We start from the raw sequence: 14,864 nt of genomic DNA, 5'->3' as shown, positions 1-14,864 counted from the left end.
CTAATTTATGTGACCCAATATTTCTCTTTCGTCATCTCGTCTTTTTTCTGCTCTATATCCTGAACTTCTCTTTCCGCCTTCTCTGCCAGCCGCCCCAATTCTTTATCGGATAAAGCGCCCAACCGACTGATTTCTTTTTTCAAATAATCCTTTTTGTTGTTCTTGGGATCTTCGATCACTAATTCCAAGAGCACGGATAGAACCTGGCCAACCTTAGGTCCAGGCTTAATCTTTAGGGCCTCCATAACGTCGTTGCCGTCAACTTTAAGCATCTTGGCAGACAGGGGATCTTGGGACACCTTTTCTGCCATATACTTCAAATGTCGCAGCTTATAAGGCTCGGCTTTGGGAACTCCTGATCCGATTCTATCTGACATTCTCACCTCAAGCAATTGCTGAAAATTCTCCAGACCGACGTTTCTGACCAGGCGTCTAACCGAGCTCTCGCCGACCTCGCCGACGTTGTAGTAGAAAAGGTGGTATCTGACCAGGAGAACGATTTTTCCTGCCAGTTCTCGGGGAAATTTCAGGCGCTCTAGAATTTCTTGGGCCATTCTCGCGCCGATAACTTCATGGTTGTAGAAAGTGGCGTTGGGCCCTTGGCCGCGTTTGGCGCGAGGCTTGCCGATGTCGTGAAACAGGCTGGCCAGCCTAACTTCAAGGCCGAATCCTTTCTTGGCCGCATAATCCAGGGAAAGAACGTTGTGGTCCCAGCAGTTATAGGTGTGATGTTTGTTTTGGCTGACGTTGATGCCCTCTTCCAGTTCCGGCGCCACGAACTCTAAAAGCCCGAGTTCGTGGAGAAGTTCTATTCCTTTGGCCGCTTCTGCGGTCATAATCGTCTTGATAAACTCGTCGCGGATTCTCTCTTTAGAAATTAGTTTCAGTAAGCTGGCATTCTTGATAATCGCCTGCTTGGTTTTCGGTTCGATCTTAAAGTTCAAAGCCGTTGCCAACCGGGCCGCTCTCATCAGGCGCAAAGCGTCTTCATTAAACCTTTCGTTCGGGTCGCCGACCGCCCTAATAATTCTATCTTTTAAATCCTTTTGTCCGTTAAAGGGATCATTAACCGAGTATTTAGTATCTAGTATCTTGCCTGCCCTCCGAAGCTTTGGCGAAGGAGGGTATCTAGTATCTGGTATTTTCAGGGCGATGGCGTTGATAGTAAAGTCCCTTCTCGCCAAATCCTCTTTTAAAGTCTTGGCGAATCTAATCTCGTCGGGATGCCTTTTATCCGTATACTTGGCTTCAGATCTAAAAGTAGTGATCTCGATCTCTTTAAGCCGCGGGTTCCTGTTTTTTGTCAGAATCGTAACCGTCAAAAAAGCGTTTTCGTAAAAATTGTCAGGGAAGATCTTCTGAATTTCCTCTGGACGGGCTGAAGTGGCAATATCCCAATCATTGGGCTCGATATCCTGCAAAAAATCCCTGGTGCAACCGCCGACAACATAAGCCTTAAATCCGGCTTTTTCTAGGCTCAAAATCACCTTTTTTACTTCTTTGGGAATTGTCATTGGCTTATTGGCTTTATGGTATCTTAAAATCAGGTTTTTTTCAATTGATTTTCTAAAATAATTGGGTTATCGTGAGATTAAGTAAAGGCCCTATGTCAAAACCATGTTTTGACCGGGCTCGGCGCCCTTCGGGCGCATAGAGCCCCCGTAGCTTAATGGACAAAGTCCTGGTCTTCGGAACCAGTAATGGAAGTTCGAGTCTTCCCGGGGGCACATGAGCCAGGGACATGTTGAAAATATTAATTTAATAAGCTACATTAATAAATATATGAAAAAAATCGTCATTATTTCGCTGATATTGCTAGCCATCGCTTCCTGGGTTTCAGCTGACGGCCTGGTTCCCTGCGGCGGCGGCACCGGCAGAGGCGTCGGCGGCAGATTGGGAAGATGCTGCGACCCATCGGAAGTTTCAGACCCCGTTAAATATGACTGCATGCCGGTCAATCCACCAGATTGTGAATACCGTTGCAAGCTCTGCCATTTTTTCGTCATGGCCAAGGGTATTATTGACTTCTTTCTGCTCACGATCATCCCGCCAGTAGCCATTTTGCTGACCGTCATCGGCGGAGCTTACTTCATTATCGGTTCCGGCTATAATCCAACCTATATCACAAAAGGGAAATCAATCATTGGTTCCGTTGCCATGGGTCTGTTGATTGTTTACGGCGCCTGGGTTTTTGTCAATCTTTTCTTCGTTGTCATCGGCTTGCAGACCGCCAGCATTCTCGGACAAAGGATTCAAGACTGGTTTGTTTTTCCCTGCGCACCCTAAGATGCGAGTATGAAAATTGCCATTGTTTCTGACAGCCACGACAACTTAGCGACTATTAAAAAAGCTCTTGCTTGGATAAACCGCAACAAAATCACAACGCTGATTCACTGCGGCGATGTTTGCGCTCCCGGAACGCTCAAAGAAATAAGCAAATCGTTTAAGGGCGCGATTCATCTAATTTTGGGCAATATCGGCCCGGTGGGAATCGCAAAAGACCCTTTCAGAATAAAAGAGCTCGGCATAAAAAACGTGAAGTTCTACGGCAAGACCGGCGAGCTGAAAATCGACGGCAAAAGATTGGCTTTCGTTCATGAGCCGGCAGTCGCGGAAAAATTGACCCGAGGCAAGAAATATGATTTAGTTTTCTTTGGCCACACTCACCAACCCTGGGAGAAAAGGATGGGAGAGTGCCGCCTAGTCAATCCGGGAACTTTATCTGGAATGTTCAGCAAAGCCACTTTTGCAGTTTATGATACTGAAACCGATAAATTGGAATTAAAATTGGTGGAAAGATTATAGGGCCCTATACAGAAACTTTTTAGAAAGTTTCTGTCGGGCTCGACAAAGATTCTTAGAAGAATCTTTGTATAGAGCCCCCATAGCTTAATGGTAAAGCAACTTCCTCTTAAGAAGATGACTCCAGGTTCGAGTCCTGGTGGGGGCACCAGAATTAAACCATTCAAGAAATTATGGTCAAACTTACTTCTACTAATCCCGCAAAAAATTACGAAATAGTCGGCTCGATCAATATTTCGACCGCAGAAGAAATAGAAAAGAAGGTTACCGCGGCGCAGAAAGTTAAAACCGCTTGGAAAAAATTGGGCATAGCCAAAAGAACCAAACTTCTATGGCCGGTTCATGAAAGATTATTGAAAGGAAGAAAAGAGATCCGGGATATTGTCATTAAAGAAACCGGTAAGGCAAAGGATGACGTTGAATCGGAAATGGACCGATATGCGAAAACCTTCCGCTGGTTCCTGGAAAACGGCGAAAAATCGTTGGCAGACGAAATAACTTATGAAGACGGTAAATCCGTTCATAAAATCATATATGAACCGCTTGGGGTAACAGCTGTCATTATCCCGTGGAATCAGCCTTACGGCATGTTTGTCTGGGGAGTAATTCCGAATTTAATCGCCGGCAACCCCGTCATTTTAAAACATTCGGAGGAATGTCCACTAACCGGAAGACTTATAGAAAAATTGGTTAATGATTGCCGTTTACCGCCAGGAGTTTTTTCTGAAATCTATGGCGACGGCAGAATTGGCGAGATGCTGCTCCGCCAAAACATTGATTTGATTTGGTTCACCGGCAGTTCTAAAGCGGGAAAAGCCATCTATAAAATCGCTGCCGATAAATTCATTAAAGTGGTTTTGGAAATGGGCGGTTCAAACCCGGGAATTATTTTTGACGACGCGGATGTTGATAAGTTCATTGATAAAATCTATACCAAAAGATTTAGGAACTGCGGGCAAACCTGCGACGCTTTGAAAAGACTGATTGTTCATCGGTCTTTGTTTGACGAGGTCGTGGAAAAGATAAAAAGGGTGGTAGAAACGAAAATCGTTGGCGATCCAGAAAATTCCAAAACGGACATCGGCAGCTTAGTGGCCCAAAGACAGCTGGATTTGTTGGAAGCGCAAGTTAACGACGCTGTCAAAAAAGGCGCCAAGGTTATCACCGGCGGCAAAAGGCCAATGGGGCTAAAGGGCGCTTATTATCTGCCGACCATTTTAACCAATATCAAACGTAACATGAGAGTTTGGCAGGAAGAAACTTTTGGTCCGGTTTTAGCGATCGTGCCGTTTAAAACGGAGAAAGAGGCGGTGGAATTGGCCAATGACAGTAAGTACGGTCTGGGCTCGCTGATATTTACCAAAGACAGCAAGAGGGCGCTCCGAGTGGCTTCGCAAATACAATCGGGGACGGTGGAAATCAACAATGCCAATCACTGGCTAGCCTGTAATCCCTTTGGGGGATATAAGGAATCCGGAATGGGACGCGAACACGGCAAGCACGGCTTCCAAGAGCTAACTCAAATCAAAGTTGTCTCATCGGAAAAATAAGATGGTTGTTAAGAAATTTTTCTGTTTCCGAACGAATAAGTTAAGGATTGGCGAGGCTCTTTCGGTCCAACGGCAAGAAAAACCACCCTTCTAACTATCCATGTCCGAATCCTGGTGGGGACACAATCGCTTCGTTCAAATTAAAAAGTAAAGAAGAAAAATTAAAAAATTAGACAATTAAAAACATGAAAAAGAAAATTCTTATCTTCTCGTTATTAGCGGTTTTGGCGGTCGGAGCAACCATTCTGGTCAAAGTCGCCTTGGATAGCCGGACTGGCGGCTCCCAGCAGGCGGAAAAGGGGAATAATTATCTCGTGGCGATTTACCGATATCTCCAGTCGGCTGTTTCCAACGGGAACAACTTTTTGATTCAAAAACCTTCAAGCGGAGCAATGCCTAAAACGGCTAGCCAGAATACATCCGGCACAGTCATCAGGATTCCCGTTTCTTCCCAGAAGGCAAATTTTGCCGAGGTCAAACAAGGGTTAAAGAGCTTTCGAACCAAAAAATTGCCGAAAGACTTTGTCCTTAATCTTTCGCCTCTGCCAGTAAATCGGGATCTGGTAGTGGTAGAAACCTACAATAACAAAGATCTAAGGCCTGATTTAGAGAAGGCCAAGAAAAATGGGATTTCGACGACAATAAATAACGATTTGCACTTTACTTTCAACTCGCCGGACGAACCCTGGACAGCAGCGGAGAAACAAGCAATAACCAATCGTATAAATTCAGTCTATCCGAGAATGAAACAAATTGCTGGTCCGCCGCTTTTTGATATTTCTGTTAATATTGTTAAAAGCTCCTGGTTGATAGAAGAGGGTATTTTTGGAATGTACAATTCTTCGACGAATACAATCTACTTGGCTCCCATACCTTCTCTTTATCTTGTCGTGCTGACACACGAGATTGGCCACGCTTTTCAGGATGATCTTATACCTTATCCCGACCAATTTTCCGAAAGTATGACCGAGGCCCTAAAAATTATTGTCCATTCGCAAATCAATCTGGCAACAGAACCAAATTTGAATTTCCGTTTAATGACGTGGTATGAAAATCTTAATAAATCCCAAATTACCCCCAGAAACGGTTCTTTCCATGGATTTAGACCGTTGGCCAGCGTGCGTTATATGATGGGGGCTTATGCTTGGGGCAAGGCCTATTTTGAATATCCTAGATTATTTAAAGACATGAATCTGCTTTTTTACGGTATCGGCCTAACCGAACCGGAAATCCTAAAAGACTACAACCTATTGCGCCAGAGAGTAGAAAGCCTAACCCCCTCTCTTACTCTTGAGGGAAAACACATTCCCGCATGGATAAACGGCCAATATATTCTCCGGAACGATCCCCAACAAGGTACAACGATTTACCTTAGCTATGGCAGTTTTTCCTATGCAGGGATAACTTTCAGGGGAATCGCGGCGCTGGCTTACGTAGAAACCTTTGAAGGTGACGTCCCTATTCCCAATGCCCCGATAAGTCTTTCTTGTAAAAAAGCTAGTAATAGTCAGCCCCTACCAAATTGTAATGGCCGCGTGCTCACGACCGATGAAAACGGGTTTGCCTATCTTCTTTTTAACCCGTCTCCCGTCAATGATTATGCAGTGGTAACAGGCACATATGGCGGCATAACCGATACCACCTATGCCCCTCTTCAGACAGCCAATGGCCTGTTTGGAATTCTTGCCCCCTTACAAAACGGTACCCTGGTCGCTTTAACTCCGAGTGGAAGCTACCGAGCAATCGTAACTAATGGCACCTTTGCTATTTCCCAATTAAGAAATTACCAGGGAATAATTAATCTAAATTTTAACAGTGGAGCAATAAGACAACAAGTCAATAAGGGAAAGAGCGATTATTATAAGAAAATCACGCCTTAAACGAATAATAGAAAAATGATTCCTGGCGGTGGCGGCAAATAAATTCAAAAAGCGCTATTCGGCTTCGCAAAACAAAAAATTATAAATTAACGAAGCTTTATTAATATGAAAAAGAAAATTCTTCTGGCAATCTTAATCCTCGTTTTGATCGGGACAGTTTTTATTGTTAAGGGCGCAGTCAGAACCGCTAAAAATGCCGTCATCGTCAAGGGTCTGCTAGTAAAAATCGCTGCCGGCCAAAGCGGAATCCAAGCTTATCCACCAGTGCCCACAACCCTGGAACTAACCGAAGAAGAAGTTAATGCCGGCTTGGATTTATTATGCGGCTTGGGCAATCCAATAATCCAAGGAGTGAATTTCGTGAAAAATCTGACCGGCGGCAAAGAACCAGCGCCAGTTCAACCAGAAACAATTGTCCTGCCTTGCCAGTATTTTCGCGATTTTAAGATCAAATTTAGCGATAGCAAATACTTAGCAAAGGCTCGGCTGCTAAAACCGCTCCAAGGGAACATTGAGGTCGAGGGAACGCTTGCTTTGAGAAATGAAAGAAATGTTGACGTTAAATTTGAAAAAGTCTTGCTTGATAGCCAGCCAGTTTCTCTGGAAACCACTGCCCAGCTGGAAAATATTGCCCAGCAGGAAATCAATGGAATCGCCGCAAGAATGAAAGACCTAGCACTCCAGGAAGTCACCGTCTCTGAAGGTAAGATCATTTTTAAAGGAATCTTTTCTTTTGACGAACTACTATGTTCTTTCGGCCTAAAAAATTACTGCTCGATCGAAAGCAACGGCGATTACGAAATTTTCTAGCCGAAAACTCATTTCTTCCCGGTCACCCATTACGAAATTTCCACGATCGTGGAAATTCCGTCATCGGTTATTTTAAATCAGGTCAAATATTTTTTTCAGATGAAGCTCGTTATCGATTTTCTCTGCCAAAATAGTTCTGACATATTGACGCATCTCAAAAAATTCAATCACAAAATCAATTTCGTCTTCGCATTCATAAGGAAAAACGAAAACGCTTTTTTGGAGCTCGTAAAAACCAAGTTGTTTTAACTTTTCCCTTAAAGCATCTCTTGCCTGCCTTAATCTCTCGGGGATATCAAAAATCACCAAGCGCCATTTTTTATCCCAGTTTTCCCTTTGCAAGCAAATTTTTTCAAACCGGAAATTCAAGGTTTTAATTTTCCCCTTCGTGCTTAAAACAAAAGTAAGGCTGCCATCCGGATTTTCTTTCTTCTCCACCAGCCTAGAACGATAAAGTTTCCTTATTTCGCGCCAAAGCTCTTTTTCATTAATTTTTTTCCATTCTCGATTAACCGACCTTATAATTTTCCACTGTCTGCCAGGATGATAAGTACAACCAAGCGCTAATCCGCCAGCCAATAAAAGTAAAACTTTTTTCGTTAAAGTATTAAGTTTAACCATTTTTCCATTATATCTCAGAATAAACTAACCGACAACCAAAAATCCACGATCGTGGATTTTTGGTAATAGGTTGGGGAGAGTTAAGACTTTTCTGGCCTTCCTTCGAGTTCAAACTCGCGGGCTTTGAGGATTTTGACATTGGCGAATTTCCCGCAAAGATTCTTTTGAGATTTAAATCTGACAGTTTTAAAATTCCTGGATCTGCCCAGACATTCTTTCCTTTTAGGCAAATAAGTATCAACTAAAACTTCAAGGGTTTTGCCGATTTCTTTTCCAAGGTTTTCTTTAGCGGTTTTTCTCAAAAGCCTGGTTAGTTTTTCAAATCTGGCCTCTTTCAGTTTTTTTAGGACATTGTCTTTCATTAGCCTTTCGGCAACCGTTCCCGGTCGAGAAGAGTATTGAGCGATATAGGCCATAGTTGGTTGGATTTTCTTGAAAACATTGTAAGTATCCTGAAAATCTTTTTCCATCTCCCCGCAAAAGCCGATGATAATGTCGGTAGAGAAACTAAAATCGGGAATTTTCGCTTTCATTTTTTTTAAGATCTCCGAGTACTGTTTAACCGCGTATTTGCGGTTCATTTTCTTAAGAATTCTATCGGACCCTGACTGCAGGGGCAGATTCAAGTAGTTGTTCACTTTTTTAGCTTTCGCCAAAAAATCAATCAGTTCATTGCCGAAGTCCAAAATATAAGATGATTCAAATCTGACCCAGAATTTCCCCGGGATTTGCTCAATATCTCGCAAAAGGTCAACGAATTTATACTGCTTGTTCTGCGGGTCGCGCCAGCTGGAAACCGTCTGCCCCAAAAGCCAGATTTCCTTGTATCCGTGCGAGACGAGGTTAGCAACTTCGGCAAGAATATCGGCACCGGGACGGTTAATTTCCAAGCCCCTGGTATAGGGAACAGCGCAATAAGCGCAAAATCTGTTGCAGCCGAAAGAAATGGGCACTAGAGCCGAAAACTTGCTCTGGCGGCCGGGTTTAGTCTTAAAGTAGCTGATTTCTTTCAGGCTTAAGCCTTTGCTTCCTGCCAAAATCGGCAAGGGAGGCAGAATTCTTTCATCTTTGTTGAGTTTTTTCAAGAACCGGGGCAGGTTTGTCAAATCTTTGATGTTAAAAATTAAATCAAGCTCCTTGAAAAACCTTTGTCTATCCCGAGGCAAAATGCAGCCAGTGGCAATAACTTTAAAATGCGGGTTTCTTCTTTTCAGCTCAGAAAACTTTTCCATCTGGCCGTAAATCCGGTCAATGGCTGATTGCCTGACCGAACAAGCGTTAAAAACCAAAATATCAGGAGTCCGACTCCTGCAAACTTTCCGGTAGCCGGCCTTTTCTAAAACCGTGACGATTCTTTCCGAGTCCGACCGGTTCATGGCGCAACCGTAGGTGATAATCGAATATGTTTTATTCATTTTTCTTATTCTTTGATAAACGACTCTTTATCATTCTAACAGATTTAATGGAAAGATAAATTTATTGGCGCGGGGGTTTGACTAATTGATCATAATAATATAAGAAGGGAATATTGATTGACCCCTTTCTAAAGAAGGGGCTGATAAGTTATAGCGGGCGAGACGCTCGATATATCATTTTATGCTATAATAAACATATGCTAACTCCTGAAGAAAAACGAAAGGCTATCGAAAAAGCCAAGCTTCACGAAAAAGACACCGGCTCTCCCGAAGCCCAAATCGCCATTCTTTCTGAAGAGATTAACCGGTTGATTTTGCACCTGAAGAAGTTTTCAAAGGATTTCGCCTCAAAAAGGGGCCTTTTGAAAATGGTTTCCAAGAGAAAAACGCTTCTTAACTATCTAAAGAACGAAGATGAAAAAAGATACAACGAAATCTCAAAGAAGGTCGGACTGGGAAAGTGAGTCTCCTCCCTTGCCGGAAATCTCGTTAAAACACAAGGAACAGCGGGTTCTGGTTTTTTTTGATATCCAGAACCTCTACCATTCTGCCAAGAACCTTTACGGAGCCAGGGTCAACTTTGCCGAGATCTTGAAAACCGCTGTCGCCGGCAGAAAGCTGATCCGGGCTTTCGGCTACGTCGTTAGGACCAAAACCGGAGAGGAAAAGCCGTTTTTCGAAGCCTTGGCAAAACTGGGAATCGAAACCAGGGTCAAAGACCTTCAGGAGTTTTACGGCGGCCTGAAAAAAGCTGACTGGGACGTCGGTATTGTCATTGACGCGGTCAGAACCGCGCCCAGCTGCGACGTCGTTTGCCTTTGCTCCGGCGACGGCGATTTTATCCCGCTGGTAGAATACTTAAAAAACCAAGGCAAAAGGGTGGAAGTGCTGGCTTTTAGCCGATCTGCCTCGGCAAAATTAAAAGAATCGGCCGACGGATTCATTGACCTAGAAGCCTCTCCTCGCGTTTACCTAATTCCGAGCAAAGCGAGGAATCAAGGTTCTGTCGAGCGTTAGCGAGGCAGGTTCTTATTAAGAAAATAAATTAATTTTCAATGAAATCACAAAAGTTTGAATTAGATTTGGCAAATAGAAAACTCGTAATTGAAATCAGCGACATTGCCGAACAAGCTTCGGGCAGCGCTTTTGTCAGATACGGCGATACTTTGGTGTTGGCCACGGCCGTCGCTTCCACGAACCAATCTGGCTCTCAAGGATTTTTTCCCTTGACCGTGGAATACGAAGAAAGGTATTACGCCGCCGGAAAGATCAAGGGGCCGAGATATATCAAAAGAGAAAGCCGTCCTTCAGACAAAGCCATTCTCAACGCCCGGCTCATTGATCGCACTATTAGGCCGCGTTTCCCGAATAATTTCGGCCACGAAGTCCAGGTAGTGACCACTGTCCTATCCTGGGACGGACAAAATGACCCAGATACTTTAGGCATTATTGCCGCCTCTACGGCTTTAACGACTTCTAATATTCCTTGGCAAGGACCGTTAGCCGCGGTTAGGGTGGGACAGATTGAAAATGAATACGTCTTAAACCCAACCAGCGACGTTGAAGAAAAAATCAAGTTTCAGATGGTGATTTCCGGCGATTTTAAAGGAGAGGAATTGATCGTGAACATGCTTGAGGGCGAAGGAGCAGAAGCTAATGAGGATTCGGTTCTCGACGCGGTTGAATTCGCCAAACCTTACCTGAAGCAAATTATTGATTTGCAAAAACAAATCGCTTCAAAGATCGCCAAAACAAAGCTGGAGACAAGGCCGGAAAACAATGACTTGAAACAAGCGGCCAGGGAATTCCTTAATGAAAAAATAAAACTCTTGCTAGCTCAAAACAACAGGGCTTTAAAGCAGCTGGCGGAAGAAAGCCTTAAGCAGGAACTGGCCGATTTTGTCAAAGAAAAATACCCCGAAAGCAATGTCAATCTTTCTCTGATCTTCGACGAAGAAATAGACCGCGTCCTAACGGAAAATATATTGGAAAAAGGGATTCGCTCGGACAACAGGCGGCTTGACCAAGTCAGGGAAATTTCTTGCGAGGTCGGCTTGCTGCCGAGAACCCATGGATCGGGACTCTTCTGCCGCGGCCAAACAAAAGCTTTGTCTATCCTGACTCTGGGAGCGCCCGGCGACCAGCAGATACTCGAGGGCATGGAAATCACGGGTAAAAAAAGGTATATGCATCATTATAATTTCCCTCCCTACTCTGTGGGTGAAGTCAAGCCCATGAGGGGCCCCGGAAGAAGAGAAATTGGCCACGGCATGCTGGCGGAGCGCGCTCTTTTGCCCCTCATTCCCGGTTTTGAAGAGTTTCCCTACACTATCAGGGTGGTTTCAGAAATTCTGTCTTCCAACGGCTCGACCTCAATGGCCTCGGTTTCCGGCTCTTCTCTGGCTTTAATGGACGCTGGCGTGCCGATTAAGCGGCAAGCCGCCGGCATTTCCATTGGCATGATCATGGACGAAAATAGCGGGAAATACGTTCTCTTGACCGACATCCAGGGGCCAGAAGACCATCACGGCGATATGGATTTTAAAGTGGCTGGCACGAGACTCGGAATTACCGCCCTGCAAATGGACGTTAAGACAACTGGCGTCACCCAGAAAATCATGGCCGAGGCTTTAGAAAAAGCCAAGAAAGCGAGAAACGAAATTTTAGACGTTACGGAAAAGACCATTGCCGAGCCCAGAAAAGAACTTTCACCTTTTGCTCCGCGCATCTTAACTTTGCAGATAAATCCAGACAAGATCCGCGACGTCGTCGGCCCCGGGGGGAAAATCATCAATGAAATCATCGCCCAAACCGGAGCGGCAATCGACATTCAGCAAACCGGCCTTATTTTCATAACTGCTGAAACCGAAGACGCTGCTAAAAAAGCTTTTGAGTGGATCGGAAACATCACCCACGAAGCCAAGGTTGGCGAAACTTTCAAGGGCAGAGTCAGCCGGATCTTTGATTTCGGAGCCATGGTGGAATTTCTGCCAAACCAGGAAGGGCTGATCCACATTTCCGAATTGGCTCACTACCGGGTGGGAAAAGTGGAAGACATCGTTAAGATCGGAGACGTCGTCCCCGTAAAAGTGATCGGCATTGACCAGCAGGGGAGAACCAATCTATCTCTGAAAGCAATGTTAAAACAAGAAAACCATGAAGGAGAAACTCGTTTTCCTCAAAAGAGGAGAGATTAGGACAATGGCCAAGGACCTCGCCCTCCTTCAAGAAGAAGAAGCGATCAAGGAAAGACAGCGAATCACCGGCATTAACAAAGCCGAGGAAGGGCCTAGGCAAGCGCCTTTTGAAAGAGAAAGAATCTCGCAAACAATTGTCCCAGAGCCCGTCCTCGAAAATAAAGATTATGAAGGAATCCCTCTGCCGCCGAAAATCAAAAGATCTCCTCCTTGGAAGAAAGCTCTCATTCGCGTCCTCGTTGTCCTGGTTTTTTTGGGATTCCTATTCTTAGTTTCTTTTAGTTATTGGTTCTTGGTGATAAAAAGGAGTCGGCCCCAGCCTTCGCCATCACCTAGTCCTTTATCTAGCCCGTCGCCCAGCCCGACCCCTTCAGAATCGGCCAATCCCCTGATTCCCCCCTCGCCAATCATCTCGGTCAAGGAAATAAAGATTGTCAGAATTGTCCCCGAAAGCGATCTCAAAACCCAGCTTTCTGAAACTATAAAAGCCGTTCTCGTAAGCGAGAATAGCCCAGAGTTTTTTGAACTACTGCCGGAAAAAGACAATCGCTATTTCAATTTAAAAGATTTTTCTGACGGCCTTGGTTTAAAGTCTCCTGAAAGCCTGTTCAAGTCTGCCTCTGACAAAACTGAAGATTTCGACTTTTTCCTCTATGCCAGGGGCAAAAGCAATAAGGGGTTGGGATTGATAGTAAAACTCAAAGACAAGGAGTCTGCCGACCAGGCAGTCAGAACCTGGGAAAAGACTATGGTCAAAGATTTTGCTAATTTCTTTGGCGCCCTCGGCAAAGAAGCTTCCGCCACGGGTTCTATTTTTAAGCAAACGAGCTACGGCGGCACCTTTTTTCGTTATCTTTCTTTCCAAGAAAAAAATCTCGGGATCTGCTGGGCGATCTACAAAGATTATCTGATTATCACCTCTTCCGGAGAAAGCATAATGAAGACAATCGACTTTTTGAAAACAAATCCGGCGGAAACTAACTAATTAAGAGAGACTATGTTTGAGAAAACTTTTGTCGAACAAATGAGAAGCCGCCTGGAGCAGGAAAAAAAGAATCTTGAAAAAGAGCTGGAGAACTTTGCCAAGAAAGACAGATCACTTAAAGGCGACTGGGATACTTTTTTCCCCAATTTCAAGGGGGGAAGTCTTGAAGAAGAAGCCGACGAAGTTGAAGAATACGGAAACCTCCTGCCGATAGAAAGAGCTTTGGAAACCAGGCTGACTCAAATCAATACTGCCTTAGAAAAGATAAAAGGCGGCCAATACGGCATTTGCAAGATCTGCAACAAGGAAATCGGCCGGGAAAGGCTGGAGGCTATACCGGAAGCTGCGATCTGTAGAAAGTGCAAAAGCTAAGACCGCGAACCCAAAATCTCTCAATCAAAACCCCTCAAAAGAGCTAAGGGGGTTTTTATTGAAAACAAAAACGGGAGCAGGTATCGCTCTCGTTCCGCGGAATCGTCAGCAAACAGGTATTCCTATTTGGTAAAAGGATTTTTAGCTCCCGTTACCTGGAAATGCAAGTGGCAGCCAGTTGACAAGCCCGATCCAGCCATGCCATAGGCTCCGCCGACATAGCCGACGATCTGCCCCTGGGAAACTTCTTGACCTGGATAAACCGTGGCGCTGGCGATATGCCCATAAAAACTGACGACTCCGTTGGGATGCAAAATCGTCAGATGATTGCCGGCTCCATTAAAGGCCCAGCGGGACGCCGAAGCGGTCAGCTTAACTTTTTGGACTTTGCCAGAGGCCGCCGCAAAAATCGGTTCATAGCACTTGCCGTGGCTGAAATCAATGGCGTTATACCAATGCAACCCCTGGGTAATCCGGCAGGGAGCTGAAATCGGACAGATGAAATAGCCGGCGACCAAAGGCGCCAGTTTAACAGGAGACGAGGCTATTGGAGGCGGGGGAAGAATGCCGTCGGGAACAATAACGATATCGCCGGTAAAAACCTCGTTCTCGTCCTTCATTTCGTTGAAATCGATCGCTTTCTTTACGTCTGCTTTGTACTTTTTGGCTATCTCTCCCAGGGTTTCTCCCGGCTTGACCAGATGCATGACTCCGGAGACAGGCAAAATCACCAGCTTTTTGCCGGTAGAGATGGCCGAATTCTTATTCAAGTTGTTGGCCCATAAAACCGTTTCCAGAGAAATCTGGAATTGTTCGGCGATTGACGACAGAGTATCACCTTCTTTGACTAAGTATTCAACAATGCCGCTTCGGTCGTCCTCGGTTCCTTCTACGCTATCCAAAAGGGTGGCCAAAACCTGGGGATTGATCGTTCCTGCCGGCGAAACGGCTTTAAGGCTGTTTTTCTGTATCAGATAGAAATCCGGCGATTGGAAAACCCCGGCTGAAGGGCCGATGGTAAAGTCCTGATTAATTCCGGCATTGGGAGAAGTTCTAGGCAAGCTGGCGGAAAAGGAATCTCCGGGCAGTCCTGGCAAAAGGGGGATCGCCAATAACAAAACAAAGGCGACGCTCCCCAAATAAATCAAGGGGTCCTGCCGAGATCCCAAAATATGACTGGCTATTTGCTTCCCCAGCGAAAAGTTGGGGATTTTCTTAAAAAAGCGTAAAAT

14 protein-coding genes and 2 tRNA genes are annotated in these 14,864 nt (G+C 44.9%); 12 read left to right on the top strand and 4 right to left on the bottom strand.

Annotation, left to right across the window (positions count from 1 at the left end; translation table 11 throughout):
* Nucleotides 1–5: 5 nt before the first annotated feature.
* Entirely contained in the window at nucleotides 6–1,514 is a 1,509-nt protein-coding gene (locus tag Q8N16_03825; protein ID MDP3093866.1) for an HDIG domain-containing protein, read from the bottom strand.
* A 141-nt stretch (nucleotides 1,515–1,655) separates the two neighbouring features.
* Between Q8N16_03825 and Q8N16_03820 the strand changes: the two genes are divergently transcribed.
* The 7 genes from Q8N16_03820 to Q8N16_03790 all read left to right on the top strand — a co-directional run bounded on the left by Q8N16_03820 (nucleotide 1,656) and on the right by Q8N16_03790 (nucleotide 7,042).
* A tRNA-Arg gene (locus Q8N16_03820) sits at nucleotides 1,656–1,727 on the top strand.
* A gap of 55 nt (nucleotides 1,728–1,782) precedes the next feature.
* Complete coding sequence (locus Q8N16_03815) at nucleotides 1,783–2,286, top strand: hypothetical protein (GenBank protein MDP3093865.1); 504 nt, start codon at nucleotides 1,783–1,785, stop codon at nucleotides 2,284–2,286.
* 9 nt (nucleotides 2,287–2,295) lie between these two features.
* The gene (locus Q8N16_03810; protein MDP3093864.1) at nucleotides 2,296–2,805 is read left to right on the top strand and encodes a YfcE family phosphodiesterase; all 510 of its coding nucleotides are present in this window, start codon (nucleotides 2,296–2,298) and stop codon (nucleotides 2,803–2,805) included.
* Nucleotides 2,806–2,878: 73 nt separating this feature from the next.
* Nucleotides 2,879–2,953 (top strand) — tRNA-Lys (locus Q8N16_03805).
* Between the two features lie 22 nt (nucleotides 2,954–2,975).
* Nucleotides 2,976–4,352, top strand: a complete 1,377-nt coding sequence (locus Q8N16_03800) for an aldehyde dehydrogenase family protein (protein ID MDP3093863.1) — start codon at nucleotides 2,976–2,978, stop codon at nucleotides 4,350–4,352.
* 185 nt (nucleotides 4,353–4,537) lie between these two features.
* Nucleotides 4,538–6,232 carry a hypothetical protein gene (locus Q8N16_03795; GenBank protein MDP3093862.1) on the top strand — a complete coding sequence of 565 codons (1,695 nt, stop codon included), beginning with the start codon at nucleotides 4,538–4,540 and terminating at the stop codon, nucleotides 6,230–6,232.
* A 105-nt stretch (nucleotides 6,233–6,337) separates the two neighbouring features.
* A complete protein-coding gene (locus Q8N16_03790) occupies nucleotides 6,338–7,042 on the top strand; it encodes a hypothetical protein (GenBank protein MDP3093861.1) in 705 nt (234 codons plus the stop codon).
* 72 nt (nucleotides 7,043–7,114) lie between these two features.
* Here the strand turns inward: Q8N16_03790 and cas2 are convergent, their stop codons facing one another.
* Both cas2 and miaB read right to left on the bottom strand, forming a co-directional pair.
* Entirely contained in the window at nucleotides 7,115–7,663 is a 549-nt protein-coding gene (gene cas2, locus Q8N16_03785; GenBank protein MDP3093860.1) for a CRISPR-associated endonuclease Cas2, read from the bottom strand.
* Between the two features lie 80 nt (nucleotides 7,664–7,743).
* Nucleotides 7,744–9,078 (bottom strand): tRNA (N6-isopentenyl adenosine(37)-C2)-methylthiotransferase MiaB, encoded by a 1,335-nt coding sequence (gene miaB, locus Q8N16_03780; GenBank protein MDP3093859.1) that lies wholly within the window; start codon nucleotides 9,076–9,078, stop codon nucleotides 7,744–7,746.
* 197 nt (nucleotides 9,079–9,275) lie between these two features.
* Between miaB and rpsO the strand changes: the two genes are divergently transcribed.
* The 5 genes from rpsO to Q8N16_03755 are packed head-to-tail and all read left to right on the top strand — an operon-like array spanning nucleotide 9,276 to nucleotide 13,632.
* Nucleotides 9,276–9,542 carry a 30S ribosomal protein S15 gene (gene rpsO / locus Q8N16_03775; GenBank protein MDP3093858.1) on the top strand — a complete coding sequence of 89 codons (267 nt, stop codon included), beginning with the start codon at nucleotides 9,276–9,278 and terminating at the stop codon, nucleotides 9,540–9,542.
* Nucleotides 9,493–10,095, top strand: a complete 603-nt coding sequence (locus tag Q8N16_03770; GenBank protein MDP3093857.1) for an NYN domain-containing protein — start codon at nucleotides 9,493–9,495, stop codon at nucleotides 10,093–10,095. Before rpsO ends, Q8N16_03770 begins: the two co-directional genes overlap by 50 nt.
* A 38-nt stretch (nucleotides 10,096–10,133) precedes the next feature.
* Nucleotides 10,134–12,275 carry a polyribonucleotide nucleotidyltransferase gene (locus Q8N16_03765; protein MDP3093856.1) on the top strand — a complete coding sequence of 714 codons (2,142 nt, stop codon included), beginning with the start codon at nucleotides 10,134–10,136 and terminating at the stop codon, nucleotides 12,273–12,275.
* A complete protein-coding gene (locus Q8N16_03760) occupies nucleotides 12,235–13,260 on the top strand; it encodes a hypothetical protein (GenBank protein ID MDP3093855.1) in 1,026 nt (341 codons plus the stop codon). The genes Q8N16_03765 and Q8N16_03760 overlap by 41 nt, the downstream gene beginning before the upstream one ends.
* A gap of 12 nt (nucleotides 13,261–13,272) precedes the next feature.
* Nucleotides 13,273–13,632: a TraR/DksA C4-type zinc finger protein gene (locus Q8N16_03755; GenBank protein ID MDP3093854.1), complete on the top strand. Its 360-nt coding sequence runs from the start codon at nucleotides 13,273–13,275 to the stop codon at nucleotides 13,630–13,632.
* A 122-nt stretch (nucleotides 13,633–13,754) separates the two neighbouring features.
* On the opposite strand, the gene Q8N16_03750 is transcribed toward Q8N16_03755, so the two are convergent.
* Complete coding sequence (locus tag Q8N16_03750) at nucleotides 13,755–14,780, bottom strand: LysM peptidoglycan-binding domain-containing protein (GenBank protein ID MDP3093853.1); 1,026 nt, start codon at nucleotides 14,778–14,780, stop codon at nucleotides 13,755–13,757.
* Nucleotides 14,781–14,864: the final 84 nt, after the last annotated feature.

It is taken from the genome of bacterium (assembly GCA_030693425.1).
Classification (GTDB): Bacteria; Patescibacteriota; Minisyncoccia; order Minisyncoccales; family GWA2-46-15; genus GWA2-46-15.
This window is presented reverse-complemented; position numbering and strand designations above follow the sequence as displayed.

Excerpts from the sequence above, each read along its gene's own strand:
- Q8N16_03825 (MDP3093866.1), bottom strand. The coding sequence starts at position 1,514 with ATGACAATTCCCAAAGAAGTAAAAAAGGTGATTTTGAGCCTAGAAAAA.
- Q8N16_03815 (MDP3093865.1), top strand. The coding sequence starts at position 1,783 with ATGAAAAAAATCGTCATTATTTCGCTGATATTGCTAGCCATCGCTTCC.
- Q8N16_03810 (MDP3093864.1), top strand. The coding sequence starts at position 2,296 with ATGAAAATTGCCATTGTTTCTGACAGCCACGACAACTTAGCGACTATT.
- Q8N16_03800 (MDP3093863.1), top strand. The coding sequence starts at position 2,976 with ATGGTCAAACTTACTTCTACTAATCCCGCAAAAAATTACGAAATAGTC.
- Q8N16_03795 (MDP3093862.1), top strand. The coding sequence starts at position 4,538 with ATGAAAAAGAAAATTCTTATCTTCTCGTTATTAGCGGTTTTGGCGGTC.
- Q8N16_03790 (MDP3093861.1), top strand. The coding sequence starts at position 6,338 with ATGAAAAAGAAAATTCTTCTGGCAATCTTAATCCTCGTTTTGATCGGG.
- cas2 (MDP3093860.1), bottom strand. The coding sequence starts at position 7,663 with ATGGTTAAACTTAATACTTTAACGAAAAAAGTTTTACTTTTATTGGCT.
- miaB (MDP3093859.1), bottom strand. The coding sequence starts at position 9,078 with ATGAATAAAACATATTCGATTATCACCTACGGTTGCGCCATGAACCGG.
- rpsO (MDP3093858.1), top strand. The coding sequence starts at position 9,276 with ATGCTAACTCCTGAAGAAAAACGAAAGGCTATCGAAAAAGCCAAGCTT.
- Q8N16_03770 (MDP3093857.1), top strand. The coding sequence starts at position 9,493 with ATGAAAAAAGATACAACGAAATCTCAAAGAAGGTCGGACTGGGAAAGT.
- Q8N16_03765 (MDP3093856.1), top strand. The coding sequence starts at position 10,134 with ATGAAATCACAAAAGTTTGAATTAGATTTGGCAAATAGAAAACTCGTA.
- Q8N16_03760 (MDP3093855.1), top strand. The coding sequence starts at position 12,235 with ATGAAGGAGAAACTCGTTTTCCTCAAAAGAGGAGAGATTAGGACAATG.
- Q8N16_03755 (MDP3093854.1), top strand. The coding sequence starts at position 13,273 with ATGTTTGAGAAAACTTTTGTCGAACAAATGAGAAGCCGCCTGGAGCAG.